Genomic DNA, 17,886 nt, shown 5'->3' on the forward strand with positions numbered 1-17,886 from the left:
CTTCAAGTAGCCGGCGAGGTGGGGCCGCCTAGGTGGGGCCGCCTAGGTGGGGCCGCCCAGGTGGGGCCGCCCAGGTGGGGCAGCCCAGGCGGGCCGCGGGCGTGGCCGGCGAGCCACGCCGTGCTCGTGCGATACTTCTCGCATCCCCGATTTCAATACGACGGCGGCCCGCCGCACGCCGTCGAACGAACCGCGCTCGCCCATGACCACCGCCGACTCCACCGACATCTTCCCGTGCGCCCGCTTCATCAAGGAGATCGGCCGCGGACCGCACGGCGCACGCTCGCTCTCGTCCGAAGACACGCATGCCCTTTACGCCGCCATGCTCGACGGCCGCGTGCCCGAGCTGGAGCTAGGCGCGGTGCTGCTTGCCTACCGCCTCAAGGGCGAAACCGCGGATGAGCTGGCCGCCATGCTCTGCGCTGCGCACGCCTCGTTCGCGCCGCTCGCGGTGCCGCAAGGCGACTATCGGCCCGTGTCGATCCCAAGCTACAACGGCGCGCGCAAGCAGCCGAATCTAGTGCCGCTGCTCGCCTTGCTGCTCGCGCGCGAAGGCGTGCCGGCGCTCGTGCACGGCGTCGTCACCGATCCGGGCCGCATCACGAGCGCGGAAATCTTCGCGGCGCTGAATCGGCCCGAAGCACGCGATCACGCCGAAATCGAGGCGCAACTGGCGTCGGGCCGCGTGGCGTTTTCGTCGATCGAAACGCTCGCGCCCAAACTCGCGCGCCTGCTCTCGATGCGCCGGCGCATGGGCGTGCGCAACTCCACGCATACGCTCGTCAAGCTGCTGCAGCCGTTCGCCGAGCCGGGCCTGCGTCTCGTGAACTACACGCACCCGCCGTACCGCGAAAGCCTGAGCGCCCTCTTCGCGGCGCATCCGGAAGCGGCGGTGGGCGGCGCATTGCTCGCGCGCGGCACCGAGGGCGAAGCCGTTGCCGATACCCGCCGTCAGGTGCAGGTCGACTGGCTGCACGACGGCATCTGCGAAACGCTGGTCGAACCGGAGCGCTCGTCGCCCGGCGCGCCCGAAGTCGATCTGCCCGAAGGTCGCGACGCGCCCACTACGGCCGCCTGGATCGAAGCCGTGTTGCGCGGCGAAGCGCCGGTGCCGGAAGCGATCACGCGCCAGATCGAGACGATCAAGCGCATCGCGAAGCGCTAACGATCGAACAGGAAACGCGTCGCCCAATGCGCAGAAACCCGTGCGGGGCGGGCGACCCGCGCGTTCCACCAGAAGCGCATCGGAGCGCTTCGTCGGCCATCTTCACGCATCTTCACGCGGCCAATCTGCAAATTCTCTGTTGACACGCGCATCCGCCCTGATTTACATTGGACGAATGCGTTCCTACCCGAACACCCTCCGAATTACCCTCGGCCGACTATCGGCCCTATCGCTACGCCTAGCCTAAAGCTGGTGTAGCGCCGCAACGACCACCTCCTCCGGTCACCGCGGTCCTCCCAAAGCAGTTTTCGCAGTACCCCAAACCCGCAGTATCTCTACAACCTGTCGTCTGCATTCGTCCGCTTACCGTTCGGACGAGTCGCGAGGTCAAAATGCACGTTGCATGGGCATCGTTTACGTCCGCTTTCGCCGCGCCGGCTACCGCCGTCACCGTGGTCGTCTTCTTCGCGTCCGAGGTTGCCGCCCGTACGCGTGAAGTTTCGCGCATCGTGCTCCGTCGTCAGCCCGCCAGCCGCCCGCTGCCGACCGCCATCGCAAACGACACCATGAAGAACGAGGCTCGTCATGTTGCGTAATCCCGCCAAGAAATACGGCCCCTTCCCCGCCATCCGCCTGAACGGCCGCAAATGGCCGACGCGCACCGTCGAGCGCGCGCCGATCTGGATGAGCACCGACCTGCGCGACGGCAACCAGTCGCTGATCGAGCCGATGAGCATCGAGCAGAAGACCGAATTCTTCGAAATGCTCGTCGCGATCGGTTTCAAGGAAATCGAAGTCGGCTTCCCGTCCGCTTCGCAGACCGACTTCGATTTCGTGCGCAAGCTGATCGACGAAAAGCGCATTCCCGACGATGTGACCATCGAGGTGCTCGTGCAATCGCGCGAAGAATTGATCGCGCGCACGTTCGAGGCGCTCGAAGGCGTGCCGCGCGCAATCGTCCACCTTTACAACGCGATCTGCCCGTCGTTCCGCAAGATCGTGTTCGGTCAGTCGAAGGATGAAGTGAAGGCGCTTGCAGTCGAAGGCACGCGCATCATCCGCGAACATGCCGATAAAAACCCGCAAACGCACTGGACTTACCAGTATTCGCCCGAAACCTTCAGCATGACCGAGCTGACCTTCGCGCGCGAAGTCTGCGACGCGGTGGCCCAGACGTGGCGCCCGACGCGCGATCACAAGATGATCGTGAATCTTCCGGCGACCGTCGAAGCGGCGATGCCCAATGTCTACGCCGACCAGATCGAGTGGATGGACCGCAATCTCGCATACCGCGACAGCATCGTGCTTTCGGTGCATCCGCATAACGACCGCGGGACGGCGGTGGCCGCCGCCGAAATGGCGCTGCTCGCGGGCGCGGACCGTATCGAAGGCTGCCTCTTCGGCAACGGCAAGCGCACCGGCAACGTCGATCTCGTCACGCTCGCGATGAACCTCTACACCCAGGGCATCGACCCGGGCCTCGACTTCTCGGATATCGACGCCGTGCGCCGCGTGGTCGAGCGCTGTAACCAGTTGCCCGTGCATCCACGCCATCCGTACGCGGGCGACCTCGTGTTTACGGCGTTTTCGGGCTCGCACCAGGACGCGATCCGCAAGGGCTTTGCGCAGCAGCAGGCCGACGCCGTCTGGGAAGTGCCCTATCTCCCGATCGATCCCGCCGACCTCGGTCGCAGCTACGACGCGGTGATCCGCGTGAACAGCCAGTCGGGCAAGGGTGGCGCGACCTATCTGCTCGAGCGCGGCATGGGCTTCACGCCGCCGCGCCGCGTGCAGATCGAGTTCAGCCACGCCGTGCAGACCGCTGCCGATACGTCGGGTGAAGAAATCACGGGCGATGCGGTCTGCGCACTGTTCGCGCGTGAGTACTTCGAAACGCGCGGGCCGGCTGCCAGCGCCGGTTCAGGCCGTGTGCGCTGGGAAGGCCGTGATGTGGCCATGCCGGCTGCCGCCAGCAGCGACGAAGCGCATGCGCAAGCCGTGGCCGCCGCCATCGCGGCGATGGCCGGCGAGCGCATCGAAATCACATCGTTCGAGACCGAGCGCACCTCGCAGGGCGGCACGGCCGTGTTCGTCGGCGCGCGCGTGGGCGGCCAGCCATTGCGCCACGGTGTGGGCGTGGGCGAAGACGCGGTCCATGCGTGCGTCGCGGCAGTCGTCAGCGCGGTGAATCGCGCGGTCTGGCCGCAAGTGGATCGGCGCGCGGCGGCCTGACACGTTCCGCGCGTGTCGCGCGCGGTGCGCGAAGCAGTTTGAGTTTCAGCAGGGAAATCGGCGGCATTGTTGAGCGCCGGCGGCAAAACGGGCCGCCGGCGTGCGCCTGAAGCGCCCAAGCGGTGTTTCAGCGAGTGGACTTACCGGTCGTCACTCGATCGCGCAACGCGTCGCCTGCCATGCGAGCAGGCGCCAGTGGCCCCCTTCCTGCGTCTGGATCGCCGTATAGGCAATAGGAAAGAGCAGCGCACCGTTGTTCGCTTCCATCTCGATAAGCACGCGGCCGGAGACCACGCAGGCCTCGTTGCCCGCGTGCAGCACGTCCTGCGACTGGATCTCGATCTGGCGGTAGCGGCGGCGGCCCGCCGTGATCGCGTCGATGAACTGCTGCTTGGTTTCGCGTTTGCCGTTGGTGTGGACGAAGGTCGCGTGATCGGACAGCAACTGGTCCAGCGACGTGCCGTCGCCATCGACCATCGCGCGAAAACGCTCGCGCTCAAGTCCGCGAATCGCATCGATTAGTTTTGCCGCCATCGCTAGAGCCCCTTGCGCGTCGACTCGCGCCTGAGCGGAGATCTACGCCGAAGATTTTCTACATACGTCTGGCTGAAATTTATACCAGGTTTTGGCGCATGGATACTTGCGATCAAAGACAACGCCTCCATGTATCGTGCATACGCCACGCGCCCGGCGAAAACCGCGCGTGGCGCTAGCGTCATCCCCACGGCCGCGCCCGGATGTCGCAGCGCAGCACTTTCGTCTTTGTCCGATGTCTATTTGTCAGATTCCGTGGCAAAGTCCAGGCGCTCCGGCGCTCTTCGAGCATCGCTGATTCAACCCTTTATTTCCCGCGCTCTCGCGCCGGACTGCTGCCCGTTCTAGAGTGTTCCTTCGGCCTGCCCCTGCGCGGGCCTGCGCCGGGCGCCAGGCCCCGCCCTGCTTGACTGCCGGCGTTTAGTGTAATCTATCGATACAACCATTTCGATAGGCATCAAGGAACCTTGAAGCCCCTCCAGACTCCAAGTATTAGCACTCGGGAATTCAGAGTGCTAACATCCACCGTGGAGTCGGTGTCTGACTTTTGCAAGATTCCTGAGGAGTTCGCTACGTGAGCAACGCAATGACCATGACCCTTGCGAGTACGCTGAGCCCGTCGTCGGCCAAGGCCGGGGGCTCATTGGCGCTCGCGAATGCTTCCCTGTTGCCCGGCCAGTTGGGCAACATCGACGCCTATATTCAGGCCGTGAACCGGATCCCGATGTTGACGCCACAAGAAGAGCGTCAGTTCGCGACCGAGTTTCGTGAGCAAAACAATCTTGAAGGCGCGCGCCGCCTGGTGCTGTCGCACCTGCGTCTCGTGGTGTCGATCGCGCGTAATTATCTCGGCTACGGCCTGCCGCACGCCGACCTGATCCAGGAAGGCAACATCGGCCTGATGAAGGCCGTGAAGCGCTTCGACCCCGAGCAGAATGTGCGCCTCGTGTCGTACGCCATGCACTGGATCAAGGCTGAGATCCACGAGTACATCCTGCGCAACTGGCGCATGGTGAAGGTCGCCACGACCAAGGCGCAGCGCAAGCTGTTCTTCAACCTGCGCAGCCACAAGCAGGGCCTGCAGTCGTTCACGCCGGAGGAAATCGACGGCCTCGCGCAGGAACTGAACGTGAAGCGCGAAGAAGTCGTGGAAATGGAAACGCGCCTCTCGGGCGCCGACATCGCGCTCGAAGGCCAGACCGAAGACGGCGAGGAGTCGTTCGCCCCGATCGCCTGGCTCGCCGACTCGCACAACGAGCCGAGCGCTGTGCTCGCCGCACGTTCGCGCGACCGCCTGCAGTCGGACGGCATTGCGAGCGCGCTGGAAGCGCTCGACGCACGCAGCCGCCGCATCATCGAGGCGCGCTGGCTCAACGTGGACGACGACGGTTCGGGCGGCTCGACCCTGCACGAACTGGCCGACGAGTTCGGCGTTTCGGCCGAGCGCATTCGCCAGATCGAGGCGAGCGCCATGAAGAAGATGCGCAGCGCGCTCGCCGACTACGCGTAACCGTCGCCAGGTCTCAACGCCAAACCGAAAACCCCGTTCCCGCGAACGGGGTTTTTCTTTTGCGCGCTGTATCGCGCTGTATGCCAGTGAAAAACGCCGCGGCACCCTGCCGCGGCGTTTTGTTTCCGGCGCTGCTAAATCGCAGCGGCGCTCGGTACAACGTATGCTGGTTGTCAGCGGATCGATTACGCCGGCTGGAGCGCCAGTTCACGTGCATAGCGCGGTGCGGCGTCGCCGACCACGATGTGCAGCGTATCCGCCGAAGTCCACGCTACGTCGAGCGCGCCGAGGCGCTCGCGATCCACGGCCGCCGGGTCGCGCACGATCACGCGCAGGCGCGTGGCCGCCACCGCGTCGAGCGAGACGATGTTGGCAACGCCGCCGAACACCGCAAGCCAGCGCGACGGATTCGGATCGAGCGGGCCCTGCGCGATACCTGCGCTCGCGCTCGCCTGAGCAGCCTGAACGGCCTGACCCGCAGGCTGCGCCGCGGGCGCCGTCCTGACAGCGGCCGCGCCATCGCGTGCGATCTCACCGCGAATCTCGTCGGCGATGATGTCCGCTTCCGGCCCGATGATGACCTGCACGCTTTCGCCGCCGCGCTTGAGCACACCGCGCGCGCCGATCGCCTTCAACGCCGGCTCGGAAACATGCGCCGGATCGGCCACCGTGAGACGCAGACGCGTCGTGCAGGCATCGACCACCTTGAGGTTGGCCGCGCCGCCCAGCGCATCGATATAACGCGCAGCACGCGAGAGCGACGCCGCCGTGGCCGCGCCGCCCGTTGCCACCGCCACGCCCGACATCGACGAGGCGATTGCCGTATCGCCCGCCGAGGCTTCACGGCCCGGCGTGGGCAGATTGAAGCGGCGGATGAAGAAGCGGAACAGCCCGTAGTACACGACCGCATAGACCACGCCGAGCGGAATCGCATACCAGCCATGCGTGGAGAGCCCGTAGTTCAGCACGTAGTCGATCGCGCCCGCCGAGAACGTGAAGCCCAGCTTGATACCGAGCAGCGAGCAGATCGCAAGCGACAGCCCCGTGAGCACCGCGTGGATCGCGTAGAGCACGGGAGCGAGGAACATGAACGTGAACTCGATCGGCTCGGTCACGCCCGTGAGGAACGAGGTGAGCGCCATCGAAAACAGCAGGCCACCCACCATCGCGCGCTTGTCCTTCGGGGCTTCATGCAGCATCGCGAGGCACGCTGCCGGCAGGCCGAACATCATCACCGGGAAGAAGCCGGCCATGAAGCTGCCCGCCGTGGGGTCGCCCGCGAAGAAGCGGTGCAGGTCGCCCGTGACGGCCGCGCCGCCCGCTGCCGGCGTGAACGAGCCGAACACGAACCACACGAGCGAGTTGAGGATGTGGTGCAGACCCGTGACGAGCAGGAGCCGGTTGAGCAAGCCGTATACGAAAGTGCCGATCGCGCCCGCCGTGGTGAGCCAGTGGCCGGCCGTGTCGATCACACCCTGCACCGGTCCCCAGACGTAGCCGAACGCGATACCCAGCACCAGACACGTGAGCCCTGTGACGATCGGCACGAAGCGTTTGCCGCCGAAGAACGCGAGGAACTCGGGCAGCTTGATGTCCTTGAAGCGGTTGTACAGCATGCCCGCGACGACACCGGCCACCACGCCCGACAGCACGCCCATGTTGAGCTTGTCGTTGATGTCCTTCATCACGGCCGTCTGGACCAGATAGCCCAGCGCGCCCGCGAGGCCGGCGACGCCGTTGTTGTCTTTCGCAAAGCCCACTGCAATGCCGATCGCAAACAGCAACGGCAGGTTATCGAAGATCGCGCCGCCCGCGTCGGCGATGATCTTGATGTTGAGCATGTCGGCCTGGCCGAAACGAAGCAGGATGCCGGCGACCGGCAGCACTGCGATGGGAAGCATCAGCGCGCGGCCGAGGCTTTGAATCTTGAGAAACGGATTGCCATCCATTGAACTGCCTCCAGTCTCTATCTCTTGCTTGACGTGTGTGGGTGAGAGAAGCCGGCGCGCGATCGCTGCGCGCGCCGGCGTGTTTTTAAGGATTGCTTAGGGTGGGTGAAACAGAAACCATCAATCGAGCGGCCAGCTTTCGCGGCTTGCCGCACGCACGGCTTGCGCCGATTCGAGTGCGAGTGCGTTCTGCGCGCGCTCGCGACAGTCGTTGTAGTCGAGCTTGCGCACGCGCGCCTTGATCGACGGCACCGAAACCGGATCGACGGAAAGCTCCGTCACGCCCAGGCCGACGAGCAGCGGCACCGCGAGCGGATCGCCCGCCAACGCGCCGCACACGCCGACCCACTTGCCGTGCTGGTTCGCGCCCTCGACCGCCGCCGCCACGAGACGCAGCACGGCCGGGTGCAGACCGTCGGCCTGCGCCGCGAGGTCAGGCTGGCAACGGTCCATCGCGAGCGTGTACTGCGTGAGGTCGTTGGTGCCGATCGAGAGGAAATCGGCGTGGCGCGCGAGCTGGTCCGCGAGCAGCGCTGCCGAGGGCACCTCGATCATCACGCCCACCTCGATCGGCTCCGTGCGGCCCGCTTCACGTGCGAAGGTGTCGATGCGCTCGCGCAGGCGCACGAGTTCGCCCACGTCGGTCACCATCGGCAGCAGGATGCGCACCTTGCCCGCCGGCTTCACGGCGACGAGTCCGCGCAGCTGGTCGTCCAGCAGATCGGGACGCACCTGCGCGAGGCGGATGCCACGCAGACCCAGCGCCGGATTCGGCTCGGGCGGCAGCGTGAGATAGTCGACTTCCTTGTCCGCGCCCACGTCGAGCGTGCGGATGATCGCGGTGCGGCCCGCGAGTGCGTCGGTGATGGCCTGGTAGCTCTGAAGATGGTCTTCCACCGTCGGCGCGGCCTGGCGATGGATGAAGAGCAGCTCCGTGCGCAGGAGGCCCACGGCGTCTGCGCCGTTTTCCACCGCCGTGTTGGCGTCTTCCAGCGTCGCGATGTTCGCGGCAACTTCCACCGCGTGGCCGTCGCGCGTGGCCGCGGCCTCGTGCGAGGTGCGGCGATTCGCTTCGCGCACGCCGGCCTGGCGCTGCTTTTCGCTGCGCGCGCGTTCGATGTCGAGCGCGCTCGGCGTGTACGCAAAGCGGCCAGCACCCGCATCGATGACGACTTCGGTGCCCTCGGGCACCGCATGCAGCGCGTCGCCGAGCGCGACGAGCGCGGGAATGCCGGCCTGGCGCGCGATGATCGAGGCGTGCGAGGTCGCGCCGCCGCGCGCCATCACGAGCGCCATTACGCGCTTGCGGTCGAGCGAGGCGAGATCGGAAGGCGTGAATTCGTCGGCGGCGAGCACGGCTTCCTCGGGCAGCGTGCGCGCGGCCGTGTTCGACAGACCAAGCGCGCGCAGCACGCGCTTTTCGAGGTCGCGCAAGTCGGCGGCGCGCTCCGCGAGCAGCGGATCGTCCACCTTGCCGAGCACCGCGATCTGCGCGCGGATCGCTTCGCGCCACGCGTAGCCCGCGCTCTTGCCGAGACTGATCGCGTCGCGCGCGGCGTCGACGAGCGTCGGGTCTTCGAGCAGCACGCGGTGCATCGTGAAGATGCCCGCCTCGCCAATCGCGCCGCGCTGCGAAGCCGTGCGCACGCTCTGGTTCAGCTCGGCGTCCACCGCGGCGATTGCCTTGTCGAGCAGGCGGCTTTCCGCGGCCGATGGGCCGCTCGCGAGTTCCGGCGGCGTGAGTTCGGCTTCGTCCCAGCGCACCAGCTTGCCCACCGCGACGCCCGGCGCCGCGCACACGCCCGCGAGCACGCCCGGCTCGGCGGACGACGCCACGGCGGCCGCGGCTTCCTGCATTACGGGCGCGGGCGACTGCAGCCGCGCCGGTGCTTCGCCGCCCTCGCCGGGCGCTTCGCGCAGGAGTTCGCCCGCTACGGCGTCCACGGCGCGCTGCGCCTCCAGGCCGATGCCGACGAGTTCGATGGTCGCGCCCTCGCCCGCGCCGAGGCCCAGCAGGCCGACGACACTCTCGATGGCGGACTTGCGCTCGCCAAAGCGGACCTCGACGCGCGCGTCGATGCCGCGCGCCGCTTCGCGCGCCCGCGCCGCAGGCCGCGCATGGAGACCGCCCGCATGCGTGAGCGTCACGCTGCGGCGCACTTCGTTTGCGATCAATTCGTGGGCGGCCGCGATCTCCGCGCCGTCGCGCACGCGCAGCACAAGCAGCGCGGACTTGCCCGCTTCGACGTGACCCGCGCCCGCGCGCTCGATCACTTCGAATGCATCCGAATTGGCGATCGCGACGACCGAAACGAGGCTCGGCGCATTGCACGCCACCACGTCGAGATCGAACTCGATCAACGTGTCGCCGAGCCGCACCTGCGCGCCCTGCGCGACCTTCGTCGTGAAGCCCTTGCCGTTCAGCTCGACGGTGTCGATGCCGACGTGCATGAGCACCTGCGCGCCTTCGGCCGTTTGCAGCGTGACCGCGTGGCCCGTGCGCGCGAGATGCACGACGATGCCGTCGCACGGCGCGACGACACGGCCGACGAGCGGATCGACGCCGATGCCGTCGCCGAACAACCCTTCCGAGAACACCGGATCGGGCACCGACGCGAGCGGCACGACCGGCCCGGTGAGCGGAGAGACCAGTACGATGTGCCCCTCGACGCGAGTATGCGGATCCATCAGGCGAGACTCCTCGATGCGTTCCATTCGCTTTCCAATCTAGTGGGTTTCGGTGACTTTGTTCAGGTAACGCGGCTCGTCAGGGTTGCGGCCGCGCGCGGCGGCGAGGCCCGCCGCCATCACGTAGAACGACAAAATAGCCGCGATGGGATCGAGTGCCGCATCGGCAGCCGTTTCGAGCGGCAGCGCAGCGCCGGCTACGTCGGCGGGCGCCGCGAGCAGCACGCGCGCGCCGCGCTTTTCCATGTCGCGGGCGAACTCGATCAGGCCTGCCTGCTCCGGCCCGCGCGGGGCGAACACGAGCAGCGGGTAATCGCGGTCGATCAACTCCATCGGGCCGTGTCGCACTTCGGCGCTCGAAAACGCTTCGGCCTGAATGCCCGAGGTTTCCTTGAGCTTGAGCGCAGCCTCCTGCGCAACGGCGAGGCCGGGACCGCGGCCGATAACAATCATCTGTTTCACGTCGCGCAATTCTTCGACGGCGTTCGACCAGTCGAGCGTGCCCGCGCGATCGAGCGCGTCGGGCAGCGCGCGCACGGCGTCGAGGAACGCGGCGTCGCGCTGCCAGAAGCCGACGAGTTGCGCCGACATCGCGAGCATCGCGATATAGCTCTTGGTGGCCGCCACACTCAGCTCGGGACCGGCGAGCAGCGCCAGTTCCGTGCCCGCGGCCTCGGCGAGCGGCGAGCCCGCGACGTTGACCATCGCCGCCGTCAGCGCACCGGCTTCGCGCAGCGCCTTGATCGTCGCGACGAGGTCAGGACTCCTACCCGATTGGGAGAAAGCGAGGGCAAACTGGCCGCGCACACGTAAGGGCGCCTGCTGGAGCGTCGCGATCGACATCGGCAGCGTGGCCACCGGCACGCCGATGCGGCTCATGGTGAGCGCAGCGAAGTAGCTCGCCGCGTGGTCCGAACTGCCGCGCGCGACGGTCAGCGCGACGTGGCGCGGCTCGGCCTCCAGCGCGCGGGCGAGCGCTTCGACGCGCGAGGTGTCCGCGAGCTGCGCCGCGACGACGCTGGCCGAGGCCAGCGCTTCTTTAAGCATATTCGACAATCGATTCTCCTTCGACGTAGGTCGCGGTGAGCGCCAGCTCGCGATCGAACACGTTGACATCGGCCCATGCGCCGCGCACGAGGCGGCCACGGTCTTCGATGCCGAGGTAGTCGGCGGCGTAGCGCGACAGGCGCGCGGACACGTCCGCGATCGGCAGTCCGATCGAGACGAGGTTGCGCAGCGCCTGGTCCATGGTGAGGGTGCTGCCTGCGAGCGTGCCGTCGGCGAGACGCACGCCGCCAAGGCATTTCGTCACGTGCTGGCTGCCGAGGCGGTATTCGCCGTCGGGCATGCCGGTGGCCGAGGTGCTGTCGGTCACCACATAGAGACGCGGAATGGCGCGCAGCGCGGCGCGGATCGCGCCGGGATGCACGTGCAGCAGGTCCGGAATGATCTCCGCGTACTCGGCATGCGCGAGCGCCGCGCCGACCACGCCCGGGTTGCGATGGTGCAGTGGCGACATCGCGTTGAAGAGGTGCGTGAAGCCGCAGGCGCCGTGCTTGAGCGCGGCCACGGCGTCGTCGTAGGTCGCGAGCGAGTGGCCGATCTGCACGCGCACGCCGCGCGCCGCCATTTCGCCGATGATCTCGATATGGCCCGCGATCTCGGGCGCCACGGTGACCACGCGAATCGGCGCAATCGAGAGGTACTTGAGCACTTCGTCGAGCACGGCCGAAACGGCGGCGTCGGGCTGCGCGCCGAGCTTGCCCGGGTTGATGTACGGGCCTTCGAGGTGCACGCCCAGCACGCGCGCGCCGCCCGCCGTGCGGTTGCGCGTGACGTTGCCGAGGCCCGCGACCACGTTCATCAGCTCGTCGCGCGGGGCGGTCATGGTGGTGGCGAGCAGGCTCGTGGTGCCGTAGCGGGCGTGGGTGCGCGCGATGGTTTCGATCGCGTCGCCGGCTTCCATCACGTCGGCGCCGCCGCCGCCGTGCACGTGCAGGTCGATGAAGCCCGGCAGGATGTAGGGCGCGTCGTTCTTCGCCGGATCGGTGGCCTCGCCCGTGATCGCGGTGATGCGTCCGTTCTCGAACGACAGCGTGCCGTGGATCCAGCCTTCAGGGGTGAGTATGTTTCCGCTCAGCATGAGAGTTTTCCGATGAGGCGCATCGAAGCGCGGTAGGACGTTTCGGTGACGTGCATGAGAGAGACTGCGGCGGCGCTCACTGGCGCAGCTCCGCAACGAAGTCGTAATAGCCGTCGCGGCAATAGGTGTCGGTCAGCTCGATGGCGCGCTGATCGGCGGAAAAGCCCACGCGCGTGATGACGAGCAGCGCCGCGCGCGGCTCGACGCCCATCAGCGCGGCGATCTCGCCCGTCGCGTTGACCGCGCGAAAGTGCTGCAGGGCGCGTACCACGGGCACGCGGCGCTGCTCCAGATACGCATACAGCGAGCCCTCGATGGCTTCCGGGTCCGGCACGATCGATACCGGCAGCGCCGAATGCTCGACCGCCATCACGGTGCCGTCGGCGCGGCGCAGGCGGCGCAGGCTCGCGACCGAGGCGCCCGGCGAGAGGCCGAGCTGCACGATCTCCTCGCGGTGCGCGGGCCGTACCTCGCGCGCGAGCCACACCGAGTCCGGCGTGAAGCCGCGCTGCTCCATTTTCTTCGTGAAGCCCGTGAGGCGCGAAAGCGGATCTTCCACGCGCGGCGTGATGAAGCTGCCCGCGCCGCGCGCGCGCCGGATCAGCCCCTGCTCCACGAGCAGCTCGATCGCCTTGCGCGCGGTGATGCGCGACACGCCGATCGCGTCCGACAGCGTGCGCTCCGAGGGCAGCGCCTCGCCGGCCGACCACACGCCGCAGTGAATGGCCGTGGCAAGATTGCGCGCCAGCTGCAGATAGAGCGGCGTCACATTGCGCGCATCGGGCATCAGGGCAGACCAACGGGTTTCCATGGACTTGGCGCCAGCGGTTGGACGATCGTGGGGGGCCGGACGGGCATGCTGCGTGGCAGTGCCGGTAGTGCAGATTGGTCCGGTGTGAAAGCGAGCCCATTATATAACCACAATAAGACCAGTCAACAGATGCCACCTCGCCGCATAGCATCGAAAAATATCGTTAAAAATCAATACATTACACGAACACACAAGGCTCCAGCGGCGCGCAGTCCGGCATCAGGATTTACCCTGGAGCGGTATCCACGGGGCGCCACAATGGGACCAGAGTGGCATCAAAAGGTTATCTGACATAGCCCACCGTAGTACCGCCGTAGGACCAGGACGCGACTTCGACAGGAAAGATCGCGCAGACCGCGATAGTGCACGCGCAATAAAAAAACGCCGTGGCGGTCGCCACGGCGTTCGGGTTCTGGCGGGCTATCGCGTCGATTGGACGCAGGCAGCCGCTTCTCGAAGATCCCTTAGAACGACGGAACCATCGAGCCCTTGAACTCGCTCTTGATGAACTGGCGCACGTCTTCCGACTGGTAGGCGGCGACCAGCTTCTTCACCCACGGCTTGTCCTTGTCCTGCGTGCGAACGGCGATCAGGTTGGCGTACGGGCTGTGGATGTCCTCGATGGCGATGGCGTCCCTGGTCGGCTGCAGGCCGGCCGCGAGCGCGTAGTTCGTGTTGATCACGGCGGCGTCCACGTCGCCGAGCGCGCGCGGAAGCTGCGCGGCGTCGAGTTCGACGAGCTTGAACTTCTTCGGATTATCGGCGAGATCGAGCGGCGTCGCGTTGTTGCCGTTGGTGCCCGCGCCAGCGCGCAGCTTGATCAGGCCCTTACTTTGCAGGAGCAGCAGCGCACGGTTTTCGTTCGACGGGTCATTCGGCACAGCGACCTTCGCGCCTTGCGGCAGCTCGTTCAGCGATTTGAGCTTCTTCGAGTACACGCCGATGGGCGAGATGTACGTGAGACCCGCGTTCACGAGCTTGTAGCCGCGCTGCTTGATCTGGCTGTCAAGATACGGGCCGGTCTGGAAGCTGTTGGCGTCGAGGTCGCCGGCGTCGAGCGCAGCGTTCGGCTGCACGTAGTCGTTGAATTCGATGACCTTGACGTTCAGGCCTTCGCGCTTGGCGACCTTCTGGACGACGGCCCAGACTTGCGCGTCCGGACCCGAAACGGTGCCGACCTTGATGACCTGGTCGTCGGCGCGGACGCCGAAGCTGGCTGCGAGCGTAGTGGCGGCGACGCCGGCGAGGAGTGCTTTAATCAGATTTCTGCGCTGCATGGAGATGATGTTCCTGCGTGGTTTTGGTGTTGCTCCGGTGCCGTGGCGTTGTGCACCCTCTGCCGGACGATATAAATCGTCTCATATGGAACCGGTTGCGGGAAATAATGAATTCGCATACTGGTATGCCCGCGCCGCCCTGAAGCGCGCGGCGCGTGTTCGCCTCTCGAGGCGAACACGCGGGCTCTCCCTTAGTCGGGAGTCGAACCGAGGAGGATCTTTAGATCGTGCAGCCAGGGCGTGACGCCCTGCCCGTCGCGCGCGAAGAGGCGCAGTTTGCCGGTCGTGTCGAACACGTAACTCGCGGCGGTGTGGTCCATCGTGTAGCTATCCGGCGTGTTGCCGGGCACCTTCGCGTAGTACACGCGGAAATCCTTCGCCACCTGCTTGAGCTGGTCCTCGTTGACCGGGCGCAGCCCAATGAAGGTCGGATTGAACGCGGCTGTGTACTGACCCAGGATCTGCGGCGTGTCGCGCTCGGGATCGACGGTGACGAACAGCACCTGCACGCGCTTCGCCGCATCGGGTCCCAGTTGCTGGAGCGCCTGCGAAAGCTCGGCCATGGTGGTGGGGCAAACGTCCGGACAGTGCGTATAGCCGAAGAACAGCACGACCACCTTGCCCTTGAAGTCGGCGAGCGTGCGCGTCTTGCCGCTGGTATCGGGGAGTGCGAAGTCCTTGCCGAACTGGGTATTGCCGGTGATGTCGAGGTTCGTGAACGCGGGCGGCTGCTGGCCGCAGCCCTCGAGAACCAGCGTGCCCCCGAGTGCGCCTGCAGCGGCAAGCGCGACGACCGCGGCGCGCAGCAAGCGCGCAAGCGTGCGGTGGACCATATCGTTACGCCGCGATGAGCGCATGCACGTAATGGTCGACGAGCAACGCTACGAACAGCAACGAGAGGTAGACGATCGAATAGCGGAAAGTCTTGCGAGCCAGTGCGTCGGAATACTCGACGTAGATCTTCCATGCGTAGGCGAGGAACACGGCGCCGAGCAGCACGGCCGAAGCCAGATACAGCACGCCGCTCATGCCCGAGATGTACGGCATCAGCGTGACCGCGAACAGGATGACGGTGTAAAGCAGGATATGCAGACGCGTGTACTTCTCGCCGTGCGTGTTGGGCAGCATCGGCAGGCCGGCGTTTTCGTAGTCCTTGCGGCGGTAGAGTGCGAGCGCCCAGAAGTGCGGCGGCGTCCACACGAAAATGATGAGCACGAGAATCCAGGCGTCGGCGGGCACGTGCCCCGTCACGGCGGCCCAGCCGAGCGCAGGCGGCATGGCGCCGGAGGCGCCGCCGATCACGATGTTCTGCGGCGTGGCCGGCTTGAGCAGCAGCGTGTAAATGATCGCGTAGCCGATGAAGGTCGCGACCGTGAGCCACATGGTGAGCGGATTGGCGAACGTGTACAGCACCCACATGCCGAGGCCGCCGATCACCGCCGAGAAGATCAGGATCTGCGTGCTCGTGATCTCGCCGCGCGCCGAAGGACGCCAGGCAGTGCGACGCATGCGCGCATCCACCTTTTGCTCGACGAGACAGTTGATCGCGAAGGCCGCGCCGGCCGTGAGCCAGATGCCGACGGTGCCGCCGATCAGCGGCTTCCAGGGCACCATGCCCGGCACGGCGAGGAACATGCCGATGACGGCGCAAAACACGGCCAGTTGCGTGACGCGCGGCTTGGTGAGCGCGAGATATTGGGAAATCCGGCTACCGGGCGTCTGGGATAGGGTTGTACTTTCCATAGGGCGGGATCACACCGCAGCGGTGTCGCGCGCAGGGAGAACGGCGCGGCCGGGGCGGCTACAAGCAATTCGAAAGTTTAGCACGACGACCAAAAGCAGCAGGATCGCCGCGCCACCGTTGTGCGCCACTGCCACGGGCAGCGGCCACTGCAGCACGATGTTGGAAAGCCCTGTCAGAAATTGGATAAAGATCACGATCATGATCCAGTTTGCCGGGCGTCGCAGCGAGGCATAGCGTCGCAACTTGAGGGCGAACCATACCAGATAAGCGATCACGACGAACGCGAACGTACGGTGCGTCCAGTGGATCGCGACGAGCGCGTCCTGCGTGATCACGTCGCCGTTGCCGTCCATGCCGAGCGCGCGCCAGAGGTGGAAGCCGTGATGGAAATCCATCGGCGGAATCCACGCGCCGTTGCAGGTCGGGAAGTCGGTGCAGGCCAGCACCGCGTAGTTCGTGCTCACCCAGCCGCCCAGCGCGATCTGCACCACGAGCAGCACGAGCGCCGCCAGCGCGGCCACGCGCCAGCGCGCAGCGTCGGGCTCGTATGCGGGCAGCGGCGTCATGCGCGCGGCGAGCCACGCGAGCGAACCGAGCAGCGTGAGACCGAGCAGGAGGTGCGTCGTGACGATGATGGGCTGCAGCTTCATCGTCACCGTCCACGCGCCGAACACGCCCTGCACGAGGATCAGTCCAAGCAGCGCGGTGGGCCACCACGGCGACACATGCAACGGCAGGCGCTTGATGCGCGCACGCCAGGCAATCGCCATCTGCGCAATGATCAGGACACCAATTGCCATGGCGAAATAGCGGTGGATCATCTCAATCCATGCCTTCGTCATGCTCACGGGGCCGCTCGGCATCGCGAGATGCGCCGCGGCAATCTGCGCATGCGCGATAAACGGCGACGAGGTGCCATAGCAGCCCGGCCAGTCAGGACAGCCGAGGCCCGAGTCGGTCAGGCGCGTAAAGCCGCCGAACATCACGAGGTCGAGCGTCATGAACGTCGTGAGCCACACGAGCTTGCGAAACTTGTTGTCGTCGGCCTTCACCCAGACCCACGAGAGCGGCAGCAACGCGACGCACAGGCCAATCAGGCCCAGCTCCAGGATAAACATCTCTCTTACTCTTCTCTGTCAGACTCGCGCTGCGCACCTTAACCGATGCGGGACCACTTGAGCAGTTTAGTGACGTCTTGTTTGATTTTCGACGGATCGGCATGCGCCGGGAATCGCATCATCAGGTTGCCGTTCGGGTCGACCAGATAGATGTGGTCGGTGTCTGTCGTCGTCTGCGTTGCGGGCAGCCACGCGGCGACGGCGACCGGATCGGCGCGCAACACGCGCGTGTCCGCGTAGGCGCCCTTCAATTTCGCGGGGACGCTCGCGTCGTCGGTGCGCAACCAGACTGTGACGATGCGCTCGCGCTCCGGGCCCTGCGTCGCGCGCACCTGGCGCATGAAATAGAGCTTCGTCGCGCAGGCTTCGTCGCAGTCGCCGCCATTCACCGAGATCATCAGCCAGCGGCCCTTGAGCGAGGCGAGCGGCACTTCATGACCGTCGTCACCCGTCACCACGAGCGCGCCGGGAATGGGCCGCTGCGGCTCGATGAGCGTGCCATAGCTCGTCGTGCCGCCCTTCGGCTTGATCACGTAGTACGTGAAGTACGAAATCGCGATCGGCGCGCCGCAGATGAGCGCGATGATGAGCAGCGTCCAGCGGCCACGCCGCTTCGCGTGCTGCTGTGCGGGCGTGGCGGCCGGCTGTGCGACCTGGGCGGAACGGGGGGATGGCGTCGACACTCTCGTGGAACCTCGCTTCTGTCGCTTTCAGT

At 66.3% G+C, this 17,886-nt stretch carries 14 protein-coding genes; 3 read left to right on the forward strand and 11 right to left on the reverse strand.

Going from position 1 to position 17,886, the window contains the following annotated elements:
• Positions 1-202 precede the first annotated feature (202 nt).
• Both ybiB and leuA read left to right on the forward strand, forming a co-directional pair.
• Complete coding sequence (gene ybiB / locus M3A49_RS19635) at positions 203-1,165, forward strand: DNA-binding protein YbiB (RefSeq protein ID WP_266230300.1); 963 nt, start codon at positions 203-205, stop codon at positions 1,163-1,165.
• 585 nt (positions 1,166-1,750) lie between these two features.
• Positions 1,751-3,397 (forward strand): 2-isopropylmalate synthase, encoded by a 1,647-nt coding sequence (gene leuA, locus M3A49_RS19640; protein WP_266230301.1) that lies wholly within the window; start codon positions 1,751-1,753, stop codon positions 3,395-3,397.
• 150 nt (positions 3,398-3,547) lie between these two features.
• Here the strand turns inward: leuA and M3A49_RS19645 are convergent, their stop codons facing one another.
• A complete protein-coding gene (locus M3A49_RS19645; RefSeq protein ID WP_028201838.1) occupies positions 3,548-3,931 on the reverse strand; it encodes a nuclear transport factor 2 family protein in 384 nt (127 codons plus the stop codon).
• Between the two features lie 574 nt (positions 3,932-4,505).
• On the opposite strand from M3A49_RS19645, the gene rpoH reads away from it, so the two are divergent.
• Positions 4,506-5,441, forward strand: a complete 936-nt coding sequence (gene rpoH / locus M3A49_RS19650) for an RNA polymerase sigma factor RpoH (RefSeq protein ID WP_266230302.1) — start codon at positions 4,506-4,508, stop codon at positions 5,439-5,441.
• Positions 5,442-5,626: 185 nt separating this feature from the next.
• Here the strand turns inward: rpoH and nagE are convergent, their stop codons facing one another.
• From nagE to M3A49_RS19700, 10 genes are all read right to left on the reverse strand, one after another.
• Positions 5,627-7,390 (reverse strand): N-acetylglucosamine-specific PTS transporter subunit IIBC, encoded by a 1,764-nt coding sequence (gene nagE, locus M3A49_RS19655; protein ID WP_266230303.1) that lies wholly within the window; start codon positions 7,388-7,390, stop codon positions 5,627-5,629.
• Positions 7,391-7,510: 120 nt separating this feature from the next.
• Positions 7,511-10,105: a phosphoenolpyruvate--protein phosphotransferase gene (ptsP, locus tag M3A49_RS19660; protein WP_266230304.1), complete on the reverse strand. Its 2,595-nt coding sequence runs from the start codon at positions 10,103-10,105 to the stop codon at positions 7,511-7,513.
• Between the two features lie 12 nt (positions 10,106-10,117).
• Complete coding sequence (locus M3A49_RS19665) at positions 10,118-11,125, reverse strand: SIS domain-containing protein (RefSeq protein ID WP_266230470.1); 1,008 nt, start codon at positions 11,123-11,125, stop codon at positions 10,118-10,120.
• Positions 11,118-12,221, reverse strand: a complete 1,104-nt coding sequence (gene nagA, locus M3A49_RS19670) for an N-acetylglucosamine-6-phosphate deacetylase (RefSeq protein WP_158756841.1) — start codon at positions 12,219-12,221, stop codon at positions 11,118-11,120. Before nagA ends, M3A49_RS19665 begins: the two co-directional genes overlap by 8 nt.
• 76 nt (positions 12,222-12,297) lie before the next feature.
• Positions 12,298-13,032: a GntR family transcriptional regulator gene (locus tag M3A49_RS19675; RefSeq protein ID WP_133185305.1), complete on the reverse strand. Its 735-nt coding sequence runs from the start codon at positions 13,030-13,032 to the stop codon at positions 12,298-12,300.
• 464 nt (positions 13,033-13,496) lie between these two features.
• A complete protein-coding gene (locus M3A49_RS19680) occupies positions 13,497-14,309 on the reverse strand; it encodes a MetQ/NlpA family ABC transporter substrate-binding protein (protein WP_266230305.1) in 813 nt (270 codons plus the stop codon).
• Between the two features lie 191 nt (positions 14,310-14,500).
• Complete coding sequence (locus M3A49_RS19685; protein WP_266230306.1) at positions 14,501-15,142, reverse strand: SCO family protein; 642 nt, start codon at positions 15,140-15,142, stop codon at positions 14,501-14,503.
• Positions 15,143-15,146: 4 nt separating this feature from the next.
• Entirely contained in the window at positions 15,147-16,052 is a 906-nt protein-coding gene (gene cyoE, locus M3A49_RS19690) for a heme o synthase (protein WP_254352546.1), read from the reverse strand.
• Between the two features lie 9 nt (positions 16,053-16,061).
• A complete protein-coding gene (locus M3A49_RS19695; protein ID WP_028201828.1) occupies positions 16,062-17,171 on the reverse strand; it encodes a COX15/CtaA family protein in 1,110 nt (369 codons plus the stop codon).
• 38 nt (positions 17,172-17,209) lie between these two features.
• The gene (locus M3A49_RS19700) at positions 17,210-17,854 is read right to left on the reverse strand and encodes an SCO family protein (RefSeq protein WP_266230308.1); all 645 of its coding nucleotides are present in this window, start codon (positions 17,852-17,854) and stop codon (positions 17,210-17,212) included.
• Between the last annotated feature and the right edge of the window lie 32 nt (positions 17,855-17,886).

The sequence above is a fragment of the Paraburkholderia sp. CNPSo 3076 genome, assembly GCF_026343935.1.
Taxonomy (GTDB): Bacteria; Pseudomonadota; Gammaproteobacteria; order Burkholderiales; family Burkholderiaceae; genus Paraburkholderia; species Paraburkholderia nodosa.

Bases quoted from the DNA above. Each gene is read 5' to 3' on its own strand.
- M3A49_RS19680 (WP_266230305.1), bottom strand. From the start codon at position 14,309: ATGCAGCGCAGAAATCTGATTAAAGCACTCCTCGCCGGCGTCGCCGCC.
- leuA (WP_266230301.1), top strand. From the start codon at position 1,751: ATGTTGCGTAATCCCGCCAAGAAATACGGCCCCTTCCCCGCCATCCGC.
- M3A49_RS19645 (WP_028201838.1), bottom strand. From the start codon at position 3,931: ATGGCGGCAAAACTAATCGATGCGATTCGCGGACTTGAGCGCGAGCGT.
- M3A49_RS19685 (WP_266230306.1), bottom strand. From the start codon at position 15,142: ATGGTCCACCGCACGCTTGCGCGCTTGCTGCGCGCCGCGGTCGTCGCG.
- M3A49_RS19675 (WP_133185305.1), bottom strand. From the start codon at position 13,032: ATGGAAACCCGTTGGTCTGCCCTGATGCCCGATGCGCGCAATGTGACG.
- ybiB (WP_266230300.1), top strand. From the start codon at position 203: ATGACCACCGCCGACTCCACCGACATCTTCCCGTGCGCCCGCTTCATC.
- M3A49_RS19665 (WP_266230470.1), bottom strand. From the start codon at position 11,125: ATGCTTAAAGAAGCGCTGGCCTCGGCCAGCGTCGTCGCGGCGCAGCTC.
- M3A49_RS19695 (WP_028201828.1), bottom strand. From the start codon at position 17,171: ATGTTTATCCTGGAGCTGGGCCTGATTGGCCTGTGCGTCGCGTTGCTG.
- nagA (WP_158756841.1), bottom strand. From the start codon at position 12,221: ATGCTGAGCGGAAACATACTCACCCCTGAAGGCTGGATCCACGGCACG.
- nagE (WP_266230303.1), bottom strand. From the start codon at position 7,390: ATGGATGGCAATCCGTTTCTCAAGATTCAAAGCCTCGGCCGCGCGCTG.
- ptsP (WP_266230304.1), bottom strand. From the start codon at position 10,105: ATGGAACGCATCGAGGAGTCTCGCCTGATGGATCCGCATACTCGCGTC.
- cyoE (WP_254352546.1), bottom strand. From the start codon at position 16,052: ATGGAAAGTACAACCCTATCCCAGACGCCCGGTAGCCGGATTTCCCAA.